Origin of the sequence: Candidatus Sarcina troglodytae, from assembly GCF_015708635.1 — a bacterium.
Classification (GTDB): Bacteria; Bacillota; Clostridia; order Clostridiales; family Clostridiaceae; genus Sarcina; species Sarcina ventriculi.
The window spans coordinates 23,727-41,512 of record NZ_CP051754.1; the positions used below are offsets into that span (position 1 = coordinate 23,727).

General features: G+C 27.0%; 12 protein-coding genes and 1 riboswitch. Of the genes, 10 read left to right on the top strand and 2 right to left on the bottom strand.

Annotated features, from left to right (window positions below; genetic code table 11):
- Positions 1-9 precede the first annotated feature (9 nt).
- Complete coding sequence (addB, locus tag HH195_RS00130; RefSeq protein ID WP_196371152.1) at positions 10-3,483, top strand: helicase-exonuclease AddAB subunit AddB; 3,474 nt, start codon at positions 10-12, stop codon at positions 3,481-3,483.
- Positions 3,473-7,258 (top strand): helicase-exonuclease AddAB subunit AddA, encoded by a 3,786-nt coding sequence (gene addA, locus HH195_RS00135; RefSeq protein WP_196371153.1) that lies wholly within the window; start codon positions 3,473-3,475, stop codon positions 7,256-7,258. The genes addB and addA overlap by 11 nt, the downstream gene beginning before the upstream one ends.
- A gap of 119 nt (positions 7,259-7,377) precedes the next feature.
- Here addA and speC read toward each other — a convergent pair whose 3' ends face one another.
- Entirely contained in the window at positions 7,378-9,531 is a 2,154-nt protein-coding gene (gene speC, locus HH195_RS00140; RefSeq protein WP_196371154.1) for an ornithine decarboxylase, read from the bottom strand.
- Between the two features lie 100 nt (positions 9,532-9,631).
- Positions 9,632-10,879 (bottom strand): CCA tRNA nucleotidyltransferase, encoded by a 1,248-nt coding sequence (locus HH195_RS00145; RefSeq protein WP_196371155.1) that lies wholly within the window; start codon positions 10,877-10,879, stop codon positions 9,632-9,634.
- A 159-nt stretch (positions 10,880-11,038) separates the two neighbouring features.
- Positions 11,039-11,222: riboswitch (cobalamin riboswitch) on the top strand.
- Positions 11,223-11,435: 213 nt separating this feature from the next.
- On the opposite strand from HH195_RS00145, the gene cobT reads away from it, so the two are divergent.
- The 8 genes from cobT to HH195_RS00185 all read left to right on the top strand — a co-directional run bounded on the left by cobT (position 11,436) and on the right by HH195_RS00185 (position 17,755).
- Entirely contained in the window at positions 11,436-12,539 is a 1,104-nt protein-coding gene (cobT, locus tag HH195_RS00150) for a nicotinate-nucleotide--dimethylbenzimidazole phosphoribosyltransferase (RefSeq protein WP_112366024.1), read from the top strand.
- A gap of 7 nt (positions 12,540-12,546) precedes the next feature.
- Positions 12,547-13,080 carry a bifunctional adenosylcobinamide kinase/adenosylcobinamide-phosphate guanylyltransferase gene (locus HH195_RS00155; protein ID WP_196371156.1) on the top strand — a complete coding sequence of 178 codons (534 nt, stop codon included), beginning with the start codon at positions 12,547-12,549 and terminating at the stop codon, positions 13,078-13,080.
- A 100-nt stretch (positions 13,081-13,180) separates the two neighbouring features.
- Positions 13,181-13,936, top strand: coding sequence for an adenosylcobinamide-GDP ribazoletransferase (locus HH195_RS00160; RefSeq protein WP_055260128.1), 756 nt, complete (start codon positions 13,181-13,183; stop codon positions 13,934-13,936).
- Positions 13,937-13,965: 29 nt separating this feature from the next.
- Positions 13,966-14,340: a bifunctional adenosylcobinamide kinase/adenosylcobinamide-phosphate guanylyltransferase gene (locus tag HH195_RS00165; RefSeq protein ID WP_058993928.1), complete on the top strand. Its 375-nt coding sequence runs from the start codon at positions 13,966-13,968 to the stop codon at positions 14,338-14,340.
- A gap of 66 nt (positions 14,341-14,406) precedes the next feature.
- Complete coding sequence (locus tag HH195_RS00170) at positions 14,407-15,015, top strand: histidine phosphatase family protein (RefSeq protein ID WP_196371157.1); 609 nt, start codon at positions 14,407-14,409, stop codon at positions 15,013-15,015.
- A gap of 5 nt (positions 15,016-15,020) precedes the next feature.
- The gene (gene cbiB / locus HH195_RS00175) at positions 15,021-15,968 is read left to right on the top strand and encodes an adenosylcobinamide-phosphate synthase CbiB (protein ID WP_196371158.1); all 948 of its coding nucleotides are present in this window, start codon (positions 15,021-15,023) and stop codon (positions 15,966-15,968) included.
- A gap of 14 nt (positions 15,969-15,982) precedes the next feature.
- Entirely contained in the window at positions 15,983-17,047 is a 1,065-nt protein-coding gene (gene cobD / locus HH195_RS00180; protein ID WP_371811659.1) for a threonine-phosphate decarboxylase CobD, read from the top strand.
- Positions 17,048-17,107: 60 nt separating this feature from the next.
- A complete protein-coding gene (locus HH195_RS00185) occupies positions 17,108-17,755 on the top strand; it encodes a Dph6-related ATP pyrophosphatase (protein WP_196371159.1) in 648 nt (215 codons plus the stop codon).
- Positions 17,756-17,786 lie beyond the last annotated feature (31 nt).

Consider the following 17,786-nt stretch of genomic DNA (forward strand, 5'->3'; position numbering starts at 1 on the left):
GGTAAATTAATGGCTTTAAGAATTATATATGGCAGAGCAGGTACTGGAAAGAGTAAATTTTGTATAAGACAAATAAAAAATAAGATTGAAAATAGTAATAAATTAGTTTTAATAGTTCCAGAACAATTTACTTTTCAAACTGAAAATAGGATGCTTGAAGAAATCGGAGAAAAATATGTTTTAAAAGCTGAAGTATTGAGTTTTAAAAGACTTGCTTACAAAGTTTTTAATAGTTGTGGTGGTAGCGATAAATCTTTGATAAGTGATGCTGGAACTAGTATGCTCATTTATAAAGTTTTAGGAGAATTAGAAAAAGAATTAGCTACTTTTGCTACTGCTTCAAAAAAACAAGGATTTATAGATGTTCTATCAAAAACTATAACAGAATTTAAAAAATATAATGTTGATAATTCAATTTTAGAAAATGCATTAAAAGATATAGATGATGAAGATTTGCACAATAAGTTAAAGGATTTAAGTGTTTTATTTAATTGTTTTAATGATAAACTTCATAAAGGTCATATTGATGGAGAAGATAGGCTAAGTTTGTTGAATGAAAAATTAAATGATTGTTCTATATATGATGGAGCAGAGATTTTTATTGATGAATTTACTACATTTACTCCTATACAATTGGAGATAATAACTAAGCTTTTAAAGAAAGCTAAAAATGTAGACATAACTTTATCTATGGACAATGTAAATTCTAAGGCATTAGATAGTGATTTGTTTACAACAACTAAAAGTACAGAGAGAAAGCTCTTAAAAGTTTTAGAGGAAAACAATATTAAGTTTAATGGATATGTAGATTTAAACAAAGATGTTCCTTATAGATTTGTTAATAGGAAAGAATTACAGGCTATAGAGAAAAATATTTATGCTTATCCTTTTGAACGTTATGATAGTGACAATGAGAGGGTAAGGCTTTATAGAGCAAATAATAGTTATGATGAGATGGAATTTATAGCTAAAGATATTTTAAGACTTGTTCGTGATAAAGGATATAGATTTAAGGATATTTCAGTGGTTTGTAGACAAATAGATGCTTATGAAAAAATTAGTTCTGTAATTTTTAATGAATATGAAATTCCGTATTATATAGATAAAAAAATGGATGTAGCTAGCAATCCTCTTATTGTTTTATTAAATTCTGCTGTAGACATAATAACTAAAAATTGGAATTATGAAAGTGTGTTTAGGTATTTAAAAAGTGGATTAGTGGAAATAGATACAGATGATATTGATAAACTAGAAAATTATGTTTTAGGTAATGGAATAAGAGGTGATAGGTGGAAGGAAGAATCTTGGGAGTATTTATCTAATGTTATTTTTGGACAAGATAGTATATCAGATGATGATAAAAAAAGATTGCTTGAAATCAATGAAATTAAGAATAAAGTTAGAGAACCTTTAAATAAGTTTTATAAAAAAACTAAAGGGATTAAAAAATTAAAAGAGCATGCAGTAGCTTTATATGAGTTTTTAGAAGAGGATATAAAGGTTTTTGATAAAATAGATTCTTATGTAAAATATTTTGAGGATAATGATATTCCTAAAAAGGCAAAGGAATATTCTCAAGTTGTAGATATATTAATTGAAGTTTTAGAACAAATTGTAGATTTATTAGGTAATGAAGATGTAGAGCTTCAAGAGTTTATGAAAATACTAAATGTTGGGCTTTCTAAATATGAAATGGGGTTAATTCCGGTAGCTTTAGATCAAGTTACTATCGGGGATATAACAAGAGTAAAAAGTAAAGGTGCTAAGGCGTTATATATAGTTGGGTTTAATGATGGAGTTCTTCCATCTAACAATAGTGAGGAAGGTATATTGTCAGATTTAGATAGATTAACTTTAAAAGAAAAAGGAATAGAACTTGCATCAGATACTAGAACAAAAATTTTTGAGGAACAATTTTTAGTGTATACAGCACTTACTATAGCCGAAGATTATTTGGTTTTAACTTATCCATTGGCAGATTTTGAAGGCAAATCTTTAAGACCGTCAATTATAATTCACAAGGTAAGGAAAATACTCCCTAAATTAAAAGAGGAGAGTGAAAATTTTAAGTTAATAAATAATGGTGATAAATATTTTAAAGTTTCTGCACCAAAACCAACATTTAATGAACTTATAAAAGTTGTTAGAGATGATTTTGATAATAAAAGTGTTGATGATTATTGGAGAAGTGTTTATGCGTGGTTTTTAAATAATAATGGAAAAAATAAATCAGATGCTATATTTAAAGGATTAAATTATTCTAATTTAACAGAAAATATTTCTAGAGAAAAGATAAAAGAGATTTATAGTGACGGTGGAAATAGGTTAAATTTAAGTGTTTCAAGACTTGAGAAATACTCAGAATGTCCTTTTGGCTATTATGTTCAATATGGTTTAAGAGCTAGGGATAGGAAAATTTATGAACTTAGTGCACCAGACCTTGGAAGCTTTATGCATGAAATATTAGATGAATTTACTGAAGAGGTTAAAAAAAGAAGAATAAAGTGGAGTGATTTAAATCAAGAAAAATGTAGAGAAATTATAGAAGAATTAGTTGATAGAGAGATTAAGAATAATGAAAAATCTATTTTAAATAGTTCAAAAAGGTATAAATATTTTACAGATAGATTTAAAAGAATTCTTATAAAATCAGTTACTATAATATCAGAACATATGAAAAGAAGCGAATTTCAAGTGTTTAAAAATGAATTTTCTTTTGGTGATTATAAAGATTCGAATCCTATAAAGTTAAATCTTCCATCAGGAGAAGAAGTATTTTTAAAAGGAAGAATAGATAGAATTGATAGTTTGGATTTAGATGGAAATACGTATTTAAGGATAATAGATTATAAGTCTGGAAATAAAAAATTTGATTTAAATAAATTTTATAATGGGCTTCAAATTCAACTTTTAGTTTATTTAGACGCTCTCATTAAAAATTCTAAGGAAATAATTAATAAACAAGCTTATCCAGGGGCTATTTTTTATTTTAAGTTAGATGATCCTATAATTAAATCAGATAAAAAGCTAAAAGATGATGAAATAAGCATTGAGGTATTAAAAGAGCTAAAAATGGATGGATTGCTTCTTAAAGATGTAAAAATAGTTAAGGCCATGGATAATGAATTAGAGAGAGGAGAATATTCTATGATAATTCCAGCTAGAATGAATAAAGGTGAAGAACTAGGAAAACAAGATTCAATGATAACAATGAAGCAATTTGATATTTTAAGAGAGTATGTAAACAAAAAAATATTAGAGATTTGTGATTTAATGATAAGTGGCAATATAGATATAAAGCCATGTAAGGATAAAGATATGGCAGTTTGCGAATATTGTGATTACTCTCATATATGTCAGTTTGATATTAGTTTAAAAGATAATAAGTATAATATTATTCATAATGTAAACAAGAAAAAACTTTGGAATGATATGAGTGAAAAAACAGGAATAGATTTAGGTGGTGAGGAAGATGGAAACTAAATGGACAGATGAACAATTATTAGCTATAGAAACAAGGGGAAAGAACCTTTTAGTAGCAGCTGCCGCTGGATCTGGCAAAACAGCAGTTTTGGTTGAAAGAATTATAAAAATAATAACAGATGATAACAATCCTGTTGATATAGATAAACTTTTAGTTGTTACATTTACTAATGCGGCGGCTTCTGAGATGAGAGAAAGAATTGGAGATGCAATATCTAAAAAACTAGAAGAAATACCTGATTCTAAAATGTTGCAAAGACAATTGGCACTTTTAAATAAATCAAATATAACAACTATTCACTCATTTTGTTTAGATATTATAAAAAATAATTTTCACCTTATAGATTTAGATCCTGGATTTAGAATAGGTGATGAGACTGAATGTACCCTTATAAAGCAAGATGTTTTAATAGAATTATTTGAAGATAAGTATGATAAAGAAGATGAAGGCTTTTTAAATCTTATAGAAGCATATTGTACAAATCGTGATGATGAAAGGCTAAAGGAGATAGTTTTAAAGCTTTATAATTTTTCTATGAGTGGACCGTGGCCTAGTGTGTGGCTTAGAGAAAAAGCACAAGAGTTTAATATAAATTCTTTAGATGAGTTAGAAAAAGCATCATGGTATAAGGTTTTAAAAGAAAGTTTATATTTAGATCTTAATAATGCTAAAAATGGTTTAGATGAAGCTATAAAAATATGTGAAGAGGATAGTGATTTAGCTCCATATTTATTAACTTTAAAACCTGAATTAAATGGTATAGAAAATGCGATTAATTCTTTAAATTTAGATTTAGAGCAAATTTATAAAGCTGTAAAAGATATCGAGTTTGCTTATAGAATAAAAACTGTTAAAAAAGGGCTTGGAGATGAATTAGATAAAAAAAAGGTAAAATCTTTAAGGGATGATGTTAAGAAAAAGATAAATCAAATAAAAGGTGGAGTGTTTTCAGTTTCATTAGATGAAACTTTAAATGGAATTAAAAACATGTATCCTATAATAAAATCATTAACAGAACTTGTAATAGAGTTTTCAGATAGATATGTTAAAAAGAAGATGGAAAGAGTAATACTAGATTTTAATGATTTAGAACATCTATGTTTAAAGATTTTAACATGTAATGATGAAAATGGAGAAGTTTATGCATCGAGTGTAGCACAAAAATTTAGAGAGAAGTTTGAGGAAGTTTTAGTTGATGAATATCAAGATTCTAATAATGTTCAAGAAACAATAATAAGTATGGTTTCAAGAAAAGATTTAGATAATCCTAATGTGTTCATGGTTGGTGATGTAAAACAAAGTATATATAGATTTAGACAGGCAAAACCAGAGCTTTTTTTAGAAAAGTATAATTCATATTCTGAAGAAGATAATAAAAAAAATAGAAAAATAATGCTTTATAAAAACTTTAGAAGTAGAGAAGAAGTTATAAAAGGTGTTAATTTTATATTTAAATCTCTTATGAGTAAAACAGTTGGAGAACTTGATTATACTGATAAAGAGGCTTTGAATTTAGGTGCAAGTTATGATGAGATAAATAAAGATAATGTATATTTTCAAGATAATGTATTTATAGATTTAGATAAAATAGAAGTTTCGGGAGCGTTAGAACTTCATATATTAGATAAATCAAGTGATTTTGAAGATGGGAAAAATGAAATTAATGATGAAGACGATAAAGAAAATGATAATGAAGAAGATTTAAGTGCTGTAGCTATAGAGGCTAGAATTATAGCAAAAAGAATAAAAGAACTTATAAATCCAAGTGATGGCAAGTGTTTTATGGTTTTTGATAAAAACTTAAATAGATATAGGAAGATAACGTATAAGGATATAGTAATTCTTCTAAGATCAACAAAGAATTGGGCAGATACAATAGTTGAAGAGCTTAGCTTTGGAGGTATTCCAGTTTATGCAGATATAAATACTGGGTATTTTCAAACTATTGAAATTAGAACAATAATGTCGCTCTTGCACATAATTGATAATCCAATGCAAGATATTTATACAATTGCGTCTATGAGGAGCCCAATATTTGCTTTTACATCAGAGGAATTAGCGGATATTAGAATTTTAAATAGGGATAATTATTTTTATTTAAATGTAAAAGATATTGCAGAAGATGTTTATGATGAAAGAATAAATAAAAGTTTAAAAGATAAGTGTGTATATTTTATTGAAAAGATAGGCAGTTGGCGAGAAAAATCTTTATACATGCCAATTGATGAGTTTTTATGGTATTTATACTCAGATACATCTTATTATGGATACGTAGGGGCTATGGTAAATGGTATTCAGCGTCAAGCAAATCTTAGGATACTTTTTCAAAGGGCTAAGCAGTATGAGCAAACAAGTTTTAAAGGATTATTTAACTTTATAAATTTTATAAATAAGCTTAGAAAGTCTTCGGGAGATTTGGGAACAGCTAAAATTTTGGGAGAAAATGAAGATGTAGTTAGAATAATGAGTATTCATAAAAGTAAGGGATTAGAATTTCCTGTCGTATTCTTAAGTGGTTGTGGAAAACAGTTTAATCTTAGGGATATTAATGATAGTTTGTTATTTCATGAGGAGCTTGGGATTGGAGCAGATTGTATAGATGTCAAAAAGAGAATACGGTATACAACTTTACAAAAATATGCTATAAAGAAAAAATTTGAATTAGAAACATTATCTGAAGAGATGAGAATACTTTATGTTGCTTTAACTAGGGCAAAGGAAAAACTTATAATAACGGGTTCATCATCTAATTTACAAAAAGATATCGATGCTTGTTATAAAGCAGGAGTGAAAGGTTTTAACAAAGTTATACCTAGTGAACTTTTAAAGCAAAAAAGTTACTTAAAATGGATTATGACAGCCCTTATAAAACATAAAGATGGAGATATTTTAAGACAGGGAAAGAATGAATTTGTAGAAATATCTGATGATTTATCAAGCTGGAAAATAAATTTTCATAAAAAAAGTGATTTTGGTACAGAAAATGTTGAAGATTCTATTGAGAAAAAAAATATAAGTATACTTTCTTTAAATTATAGTAATTTTGAAGTGGACGAGGAGATTAGAAAAAGATTAGAGTTTAGATATAAATATAGGGATGTTTGTTCAGTGCCATCAAACATATCGGTATCTGATATAAAAAAGGCTGAAGAAGAGATATTTGAACCACAAGCGGAAAATCTTTTTTCAGAAGAGAAAAATAGAAAGAAGCCTAAATTTATAATGGAAGAAAAAGGTTTATCGAAAGCTGAAAAAGGGACTGCTATGCACTTTGTTATGCAAAAATTGGACTTAAATAAAGTAAATTTGCTAAATGAAATAAAAGAGCAAATTGAGAATATGTTTGAAAAAGGGCTTATAACAAAAGATGAGGAAGAATCAATAAATATTTTTAAAATACAGAAATTTTTTAAAAGTAATCTGGGGCAAAGGTTGTTAAAAGCTTATAAAGAGAATAAACAAGTATTTAGAGAACTTCCTTTTATAACTGAAATTCCAGTAAAGAGAATTGAGAAAGATTTAATTGATAAAATTTTTAATAATGAGAAGTTAAGGCTTCAAGGTATAATAGACTGTTTTTTTGAAGAGGATGATGGAATAGTTTTATTAGATTATAAAACTGATTATGTTGAGAATGGGAAAGAAATTTTAGATAAATATAAAGTGCAAATAGACTTGTATACAGAAACATTGGAAAGAGTGATAGGTAAAAAGGTTAAGGAGAGATATTTATATCTTTTTGGAATAGATAAAGAGGTTAAATATATGGATTAGAAGGTATTTTAATTAAAAAAGTTGATTTGCTAAGGAATTTTAATTAGAATATATTACAAAAATAAAAAACATCTAATGAAGTTTTCATTAGATGTTTTTGTTTGAAATAAATATGGTTATTATTTATCTAAAACATATCCGTAAGCCTTGGTTACACCATTTTCTTCTTCAAGATAAACTCCTTGAATCTCAGGTGAAAATCCTGGAAAAACGTTTATGCCTTCTTCTAATATCAAGAAATATTTTTGTGCAATTTCATTCCAAATTTCACCAGGAACTACACAGAATACTCCAGGTGGATATGGAAGAGCACCTTGTAGAGCAACTTTTCCAACTATATTTTTAAGTGGAACAAGTTTAGCATTATTTCTTACAAGTTCTATATTAGCTTCACGTGGTAGCATTGCTTGTGTTGGAAAAGATTTTTGTCTAAATAATTCTTTTTGATATTTTTTAGCATCGTGTTTTTTATAAAAGTCATGCATCTCTTGGCACAATTGTCTTATAGTATAATTTTCATAACGACATTTATATTTATCATAAAGTGTTGGTAAAACATCTTTAAGTGGAGCATTATTTTTTATAAATTCTTCAAATTTTACTAGTGTAGATACTAATTGATTCATTTTTTCAGTATTTTCAGCTGGAGTTAGTAAGAATAAAATAGAATTTAAATCATTTTTTTCAGGAATTATTCTGTTTTCTCTTAAATAATTTGCTAAAATTGTAGCTGGTATTCCAAATTCTTCGTATTCTCCAGTTTCAGCATTTATGCCAGGTGTTGTTAACATAAATTTATTAGGATCTACAAAATATTGATTTTTTCCATAGCCTTCAAAAGAATGCCATGATTCATTAGGAATGAATTTAAAGAATTCAATATTATTTGCTATTTCGTCGGTGTCATAGTCTTCCCAATTTTTATTATTTATAGTTCTAGGTATAAATGGTTTCAACATGGAACAATTTTTAAAAACTGATTTTCTAGCCTCAATCCCTATTTTTATACAATCATCCCATAATTTTTTACCAATTTCTCCTTCTTGCATTCTAGCATTAACATCTAAGGCAGCAAACAATGGATAAAATGGGCTAGTTGAAGCATGCATCATATAAGAATTATTAAAACGCTTATGGTCTACATAACGTTTTTGTCCTTTTATATGACTATCTTTTTTATGAATTTGTGATGTTTGAGAAAAACCTGCTTGTTGCTTATGCACTGATTGAGTAACAAGTATTCCAGGATCATTTTCAGTTAAATCCAAAAGTAATGGAGAGCAATCTCTCATTATAGGGATAAATTGTTCATAGCCAACCCAAGCTGAATCAAACAGGATATAATCGCAAAGGTGTCCAATTTTATCGACAACTTGTCTAGCATTATAAATAGTACCATCATAAGTTCCAAGTTGAATTATTGCAAGTCTAAATGGTCTTTTTTCTTTTGCTTTTTCTGGGTTTATTTTTGCAATTTCTTCTCTTAAATATTTTTCATCAAAGCAATGTTCATCAATTCCCCCTATAAATCCAAAAGGATTACGAGCGGTTTCTAGGTAAATAGGTATTCCACCTGCTTGAATTAAAGCTGAAATATAAACTGATTTATGATTATTTCTATCAAATAAAACTAAATCATCAGGAGCTACTACTGCATTTATAGCAACAGCATTAGAGGTACTAGTTCCATTCATTACAAAATATGTTTTGTCAGCATTGAAAACTTTAGCTGCATGGGTTTCAGCATCTACTGCAGGTCCCTCGTGAATTAGTAAATCTCCTAAATCTACATCAGCATTACAAATATCTGATTTAAATATATTTTCTCCGAAGAAATCATAAAGAACTTTTCCAGCTGGATGTTTTTTAAAATATTCCCCTCCTTGATGCCCGGGACAATCAAATTGTAAATTTCCTCGTTTAGCATAATCATTTAATTTTTTAAAAAATGGAGGAAGCATAGTTTCTTCATATTTTTTAGCTAAATATTCAATTTCTTTGTTATAAGATTCTATGTTAATATTAGAAGAAAGTGTTATGTTATCAACCTTAGTTTTAAAATTATCGCTAAGATTAATTGTATTTTCTAAAACAACAAATATTGGTATACCAAATTTAGTATTGTAGATACTATCGATTAAGTTTAAATCACTATCTGTTAATACAGCAACACAGACATCTGTATAATTATTAGAACTAGACAAAATTAATTCTCTATTGCTATTAATATATTTTCTAGATTTAGGTGTATAAATAATTTTTAAATTGTCCATAAAAATCTCCTTAAAATATAGAATTTAAAAATACAATATTTTAATGTTATAGCTTTAGTATAAATCTTTCAATACTTATTTATAAAAAGAAAGAATAAATTTAAGTGATGTATTTGTTTTTAGCAATATTTATTAAAGTATCATAAATATTTAGTTTAGGATTTTGCAAAACTTTATCTAAAAGATAGTTTAAGATTAGTCCTATTTCTTTGCCAGGTTTTAGGGTTAATTCTTTAGATAACATACTTCCGTTTATATTTAAGTCTTTTATAGTTAATGGTTCTTTTTTATCTAAGATATCTCGTATGTTTTTTTCTATAATATTTATATCTTCTAAGGTTTCATTGTTAAATTTTAAAAAGGATTTTTTTAAATCAATATAATCAAAAATTAACTCTTTAGACACTCTATTGATAAATTTTTTTAATTCATATCTATTTAAAGTTAATGGTGTATTAAATTCATTAACAAGAATTAAAGTTTCTTTTATTGTTTTATTGTCATAGTGTAAAGTTTTTAATATATGTTGAGTTAAATTATTCGTTCCTTCAAAATTGCAAGATGCAATGATAAAAGATGCTAATTTAGATGATAATTTATTGGGAACAAACTGCAAAAATTTGTAATTGTGTTTTAAAGTATTATAATCTAAATTAAAGTTTTCTTTAAAAATAGGGATAATTAAATCGGTAATGCCTATATCTTTTAAAATGCATGCACCATTAAAAGAGTTTGGACTTAAAAGTATCTTAGAAAATTCATCTCTAATTCTTTCTTTGCTTATATTTTTAATGAGGATAAAATTTTTCTTTATAGAGTTTAAAGTGTTTATTTCTATTTCAAAATTTAATTGGCAACTAAACCTTATGGCTCTTAAAATTCTTAAGGCATCTTCATTAAATCTTTTATCAGGGATTCCAACACATCGTATTATTTTATTTTTTAAATCTTCTTTACCATAAAAAAAATCTTTTAATCCAAGTTTAGGATTGTAGGCTAGAGCATTTATAGTAAAATCACGTCTAGTTAAATCTTCCTTAATATTAGTTACAAATTTTACGCTTTTAGGTTTTCTATTATTTAAATATTCTCCATCTGTTCTGTAAGTTGTGACTTCAAAGGGAGTATTATTTATGATAACTGTTATAGTTCCATGTTTGATTCCAGTTGGAACTGTTTTCTCAAAAAGAAGTTCTATTTCATTGGGGAGTGCGTTAGTTGTTATATCATAATCATGTGGAGTTTTTCCAAGTAAGTTATCTCGTACGCAACCCCCAACTATGAAGGCTTCGAAATTATTATCATAAAATTTATTTAAAATAAGCTTAACATCATTAGGTAAATTCAAAATAGCTTCTCCTTAAAATTAATATTTTTATACTTACAAGAATTAGTTTAATATAATATTTTGTTTAAATAAATATTATAACTGCAATAAAGTAGCGTTAAAATTTGACTATATACATATTTTTTTAAATAAACTATAATATAAATTATTATTTAGAATTTAATATTACAATTTAAAGGTTGCAAGCTGTTTGCATTAAAAAGGAAACAGGTTAAAATCCTGTGCGGTCCCGCCGCCGTAAGATGGAGTGTCTTTTTTGTTATGCCACTAAAGAGTTTCTTTGGGAAGGTGAAAAGGTGCAATGAAATCAAGCCGGAATATTTGCCTTTAAATTTTGCTAGTATGCTCTACGATGTATAGGGAATTAGTATCTTACAGATTTAAACTATTATATTTTAATAGTTGTATTTATTATGTTTTGATTCTAGAAACGTTATACTTTAGAGTATGGCGTTTTTATTTTTGATTAATTTAGATATTGATATTTAAAATACTTTTTTACATCATATTAATAATTTTAAGAATAGTACTTATTTATTCAAGTAATTTTAAGAGGGTGATTTTTATTAAATCTTTAGAGAATATCATAAATGGAATAGAGCATATAGATTTTAAAGTTTGTGAGATGGCACAAGATAGATTAAATTCATTAGCTAAGCCTTTAGGAAGCCTTGGAAAGCTTGAGGATATAGCAAGGAAAATAGCTGGGATAACAGGAAAGCTTAATAACTCTATAATAAATAAAAGAATTATAATAATGTGTGCCGATAATGGGGTTATTGAAGAAGGAGTTTCGTCATGTCCTCAGTATGTTACAACAAAGCAAACCTTAAATTTTAAAAAAGGGATAACTGGAGTTGGGGCTTTAGCCTTATTTTATAATTGTGATTTGCTTGTTGTAGACGTGGGGGTAAATTCCGATATTGATAGTCCTAATGTGTTAAATAAAAAAATAAGAAAATCAACTAACAATATGGCAAAAACTTTTGCAATGACTTATGAGGAGGCTGTACAAGCTATAAATATAGGAGTTGAAATGGTTAAAAAGTCTAAGGATGAAGGCTTTGATATATTGGGAGTTGGAGAAATGGGTATAGGAAATACATCAACTAGTAGTGCTATAACAGCGGTTTTAACAGGACATATGGTAGAAGAAGTGGTTGGAAAAGGTTCAGGGCTTTTAGAAAGGGATTATATAAATAAGATTAATGTTATAAAGAAGGCTATAGAGATAAATAAGCCTAATAAAAAAGATGTTATAGATGTTTTATCTAAAATAGGAGGGTTTGATATAGCTGCTATGGCAGGAGTTTTTTTAGGCAGTGCTTATTATAAAATACCTGTTGTAATAGACGGCTTTATATCAGCAGTAGCAGCCTTGATAGCAGTTAGGATAAATCCTATTGTAAAGGAATATTTAATAACATCTCATGCATCAAAAGAAATAGGTTATAAGATAATAATTGATGAACTTGGTCTTGAGCCAATGTTAAATTTAGATATGCGACTTGGGGAAGGAAGTGGGTGTCCCATAGCATTTTCAGTAGTTGAAGCTTCTTGTGCTGTTATGAATAATATGGCAACTTTTGAAGAAGCTGATATAAATGATGATTATATAGATAATGTTAGAGATAAATCTTGTTATATAGTTGATAGATAGGTGTAGTATGAATTATTTAATTTTAGGTGGAAGTAAAAGCGGAAAGTCTATGTACGGACAAAATTTAGCAAGAGATATTTATAATGGAGATGGAAAATTATATTATGTAGCAACTATGAAACCTTGCGATAAAGAAGATGAGGAGAGAATACAAAATCATATAAAAGCTAGATTAGGTTATGGATTTCATACCATAGAGTGTAATAGAAATATTATAAGCATTTTAGAGAAGGTTAATAAACGAGACATTATTTTAATAGATAGCCTGACTTCTCTTTTAGTTAATGAAATGTTTAATGGGAAAGAATTTAACAAAAATATATATTCAAAAATAGCTAATGAAATATTAGAAATAGGAAAAAAGGTTAGAAATTTGATAGTAGTTTCTGATTATATTTTTTCAAATAGTTTCTTGTATGATAATTATACAAATGAATTTTTAAAGGAATTATCTTATGCAACAAGGATATTAACTAAGGATATGGATTATGTTTTTGAATGTTCTTATGGAAAAGTTTATTGTCATAAAGAAAAATTATAGAAAAGAAAATTTTTAAAATTAATGTTAATTTAAGATGAGTTAATAGATTAATATAAGTTTGTAATGATAAAATAAATTGTAATTGTAAAGAGGATTTAGAATGAAAAATTATTTAAAAGGATTTTTAATGGCTATGGGGATGTTTACGTCAATTCCTGTAAGATATCACAATTGGGATGATGATGGTGCTAAACATATGTTGATTTTTTATCCTTTGGTTGGGTTTATTATAGGAATGCTTTGGTTTTTGCTTTTTAAGGTATTAACAATTTTTAATCTTCCTGTAATAATAATAACAGCTATTTTAATGTTATTTCCATATTTTATAACAGGTTTTTTACATTTAGATGGATTTATGGATCTTTGTGATGCTATGCTATCTAGACGTAATAAGGAAGAAAAGCTTAGAATACTTAAAGATTCTCACACAGGTGCTTTTGCAGTAATTTCTTTGGCATGTCTTTTTGTTTTAAATTATTCAGGAGTAAGTACTTTGATAAATAAAAATGAATTAATGTTAAGTCTTATATTTATTCCAGCTATATCAAGAAGTTTTATGGCAATTATGATGTTTTTTAATGAATCAATGGAGCAAAGTTCTTTAGTAAAATATTTCAAGCAAAATGTAGGAAAAGTAGATAAGGTGTTATCTATTATGTTTTTGTGCATAATATTATGTGTATTTGTAATTTTATTTGGAATTTTTGGATTAATAGTATCTTTGATTGTTTTATTCATAGTATTTTATATGATGAAAAAACCTATAAAAGAGCTTGGAGGAATTTCAGGTGATATAGCAGGTTATGGATTAGTAATTTGTGAAACATTACTTATATTGGCATTAGCTATTATATAATTATAAATTAAAAGATAAGGAGAATTTTTATGATTGTTATTTTTGGTGGAGCATACTGTGGTAAATTAAATTTTGTCAAAGAAAAGTTTAATGTATTAGAAGATGATATATATTACTTTAAAGATGAAAAATTAAATTTAGAAAAAAGAGTTTTAAGTGGGCTACATATATTTGTTTTAGAATGTTTAGAAAGAGGATTTAAGCCTTTAGAAATTTTAAAAGAAAATGAGAGAGAATTAAAAGATAAAATAATTATTTGTGACGATATAAGTTCAGGAATTGTTCCGATGGAAGTTATGAATAGAAGGTGGCGAGAGGAAACTGGTAAATGTATGCAATATTTAATTTCAAAATCTCAAAGCACATATAGAGTTTTCTTTGGATTGGATACTAAACTTAAATAGTAGTGTTAACTTTATACTCTTATTTTAAATATTAAAAGTATTTAAGGGTTTAGAGGAGGGGAAAGATTGAAGCTTTATATAATAAGACATGGAAATACATATTGCAATGAAAAAAAATTATATTGTGGAAGAGAGGATGTATGTCTTAGTGAAGGTGGAATTTTAAATCTTAGGGATTTAAAAGAAAAATTTTATTATCCTTTAAGTGAGGTATATTTTACAAGTGGCGCTAAAAGAGCTAATGAAACTTTAAAAATACTATTTAATAATGTTCATTTTGAATCTATTAAAGATTTTTGGGAATATGATTTTGGTGATTTTGAACTTAAATCTTATGAAGAGCTTAGAAGAAATGATAAATATATAAAGTGGATATTGGATGAGGATGGTAGAATATCTTGTCCTAATGGTGAATCAAGAATAGATTTTAATAATAGGGTTAAAGAAAGATTTATTAAATTTTTAAATGATTTACAAGAAAGAAATGTAGAAAATGTATGTTTGGTTACTCATGGGGGAGTTATTGTGTCTATTTTAAGCGAATTTTTAAATGAAAAAAATAGTAGCTTTTATGATTTACAACCTTCTTGTGGACAAGGGTATGAGCTTGAGATTAGTTTTTATGAGGAAAATGTTGAGGTTAGTATAAAAAATAAAATTCCAATGAAGAGGTAATTTTTATGTTAGAAATCATATTTGGTGTTATTGCGGATTTTATTGTAGGGGAACCTGAAAATCCAGTTCATCCTGTAAGAATAATAGGGTTTATTGCTAGAAAAGTAGAAAAGAGAAGTAGAAAGCTTTTAAAAAATCATTTGAAAATAGCAGGAGGAATAACTTGGTGTATAGTTATTTTAATAACGTGGGCTATAGGTTATTTTTTAATATATGGTACTTATTTTATGAATTATTATTTAGGTTTTTTAATAGCAGGTGTATTTATTTATTTCTGTATTTCAGCTAAGGGATTAAAGGTTGAAGGTTTTAAAGTATTAGAGTATTTAAGAAATGGAGATATAGAGGGAGCAAGTAAGAGACTTTCTTATATAGTTGGTAGAGATACTAAAAATTTAGATGAAGAGGCAATTTTAAGAGCAGTTATAGAAACTATAGCTGAGAACATGTCAGATGGAGTTATTGCACCTCTTATATATATAGGAATTGGTGGCCCTGTTTTTGGTTTAATATACAAAGCTGTAAACACTATGGATTCTATGTTTGGTTATAAAAATGATAAGTATAAAGATTTTGGATATTTTCCAGCTAAATTAGATGATTTATTTAATTTCATACCAGCTAGAATTACAGGGCTTTTGATAGTTTTAGCATCACGTATATTAAAGCTTGATTGGAGAGAAAGTTATAGGATTTATAAAAGAGATAGATTAAATCATTCAAGTCCTAATAGTGCACATCCAGAGGCTGCTATGGCTGGAGCTTTAGGTATTCAGCTTGGAGGGACAAACTATTATTTTGGTAAAAAAGTTATAAAGCCTACTATTGGAGATGATTTAGGTAGAATAAAAGTCAATCACTTTGATACGTGTGTAAAAATTTTATATTTAACTACAGTTTTAGGAGCAGTTTTAAGTTTAATAATAAAACTTTTAATGTGTTTATTTTTATGATGAGGAGGGATATTTTGAGTAAACATGGTGGAAATATAGAAGAAGTAGCAAGAAGACTAAACATATCTTCAAAAGAATTTTTAGATTTTTCTGCCAACATAAACCCTTTAGGTTTATCAGAAAAGGTAAAAAAAAGTATAGAAAAAAATATATTAAAAATAGAAAGATATCCTGATATAACATATCATGATTTAAAAAAAGCCATAGAAGATTTTGAGGGAGTATCTTATGAAAACATACTTTTAGGAAATGGTGCAGCTGAGATTATTTTTAATATTGTGCGAGGGGTAAAACCTAAAAAAGCTCTTGTACTGGCACCAACTTTTTCAGAATATGAAGAATCGCTTAAAAGTATAGGATGTAGTATAGAGCATTTTTATCTTAGAGAAGAAGATAGCTTTTCTATAACAAACGATATTTTGGAGAAAATAAATGAAGATTTAGATGTTGTATTTATTTGTAATCCTAATAATCCAACAGGAGTTTTAACTAAATCTAAAGATATTAAAGAAATTTTACTTAAAGCTTGGGAAACTAATACTGTGATTGTTGTAGATGAATCTTTTTTAGATTTTAGACAAGATAAAAACATTTATGAGTGCAAAAAACTTTTAGATTCTTTTAAAAACCTTATTATTGTAAAATCTGCAACAAAGTTTTTTGCCTTCCCTGGTATAAGAATAGGATATGGATTCATTAGTAATAATGAGTTAAAGAAAAAGATAGACGGGGTAGGTATTTCATGGTCAGTAAATACTTTGGCTAAGGAAGCATTGATTGCTGGATTTTTAGATAAGGAGTATATAAAAGTTTCTTTAGAGTTTGCAAAGAATGAAAAGAATTATTTATATGAGAACTTAAAAAATATAAAAGGATTAAAAGTTTTTAAGCCAAGTGTTAATTTTATTATGATTAAAACACAGAAAAAAGATTTGTATGAAAAACTTTTAGAGCACAAAATAATAATTAGAAGATGTAATAATTATTACGGACTTAGTGATGAGTTTTATAGAGTTGCAGTAAGGACTAGAGAAGAAAATAAAAAACTTATAGAAGCTTTGAGATTAATTATGATGTAATTATCAGATTTTAAAATTTTAATCTGCAATGTTGTAACAGAAAAGAAAGGGGTAAAATTATTGAAAGAAAAGTATATAGTTTCTTATAGTACAGGTAAAGATAGTGCATTAGCTTTATATAGGGCTATAAGATTAGGCAAAGATGTTGTAGGACTTTTGGTCATAGCACATGATGAGGAGGATATATCGTGGTTTCATGATGTATCACTAAGTTTGATAGAGAGTGTTTCAAAATCTTTAGAGATTCCTCTTATATTAGTTAAAGCGTCGGGTGAAGATTATGAGAAAAATTTTGAGGATGGTCTTAGACAAGGGAAAAAAATTGGAGCAACTTGCTGTATTTTTGGAGACATTGATATAGAGAATCATAGAAAATGGTGTGATGATAGATGTAAGAATGTTTATATTAAATCATGGTTTCCACTTTGGCAAGAATCAAGAGAGGATTTAGTATCTGAGTTTGTAAATTGTGATTTTAAAGCTGTGATAAAAAAAGTCAATTTGAATTATTTAGATGAAAGTTTTTTAGGGACTGATTTAAATAAGGAGGTTTTGGAGAAGATAAAGGCAAAAAATTGTGATGTTTGTGGTGAAAATGGTGAGTACCATACCTTTGTTTATGATGGACCATTATTTAAGGAAAGGGTTAATTTTAAAATTGATTCTATACAAAAAGATGGGATTTTTGCTCATTTAAATATTTATTAATAGAAAAATGTTGATCTAGATAGAATGGTTA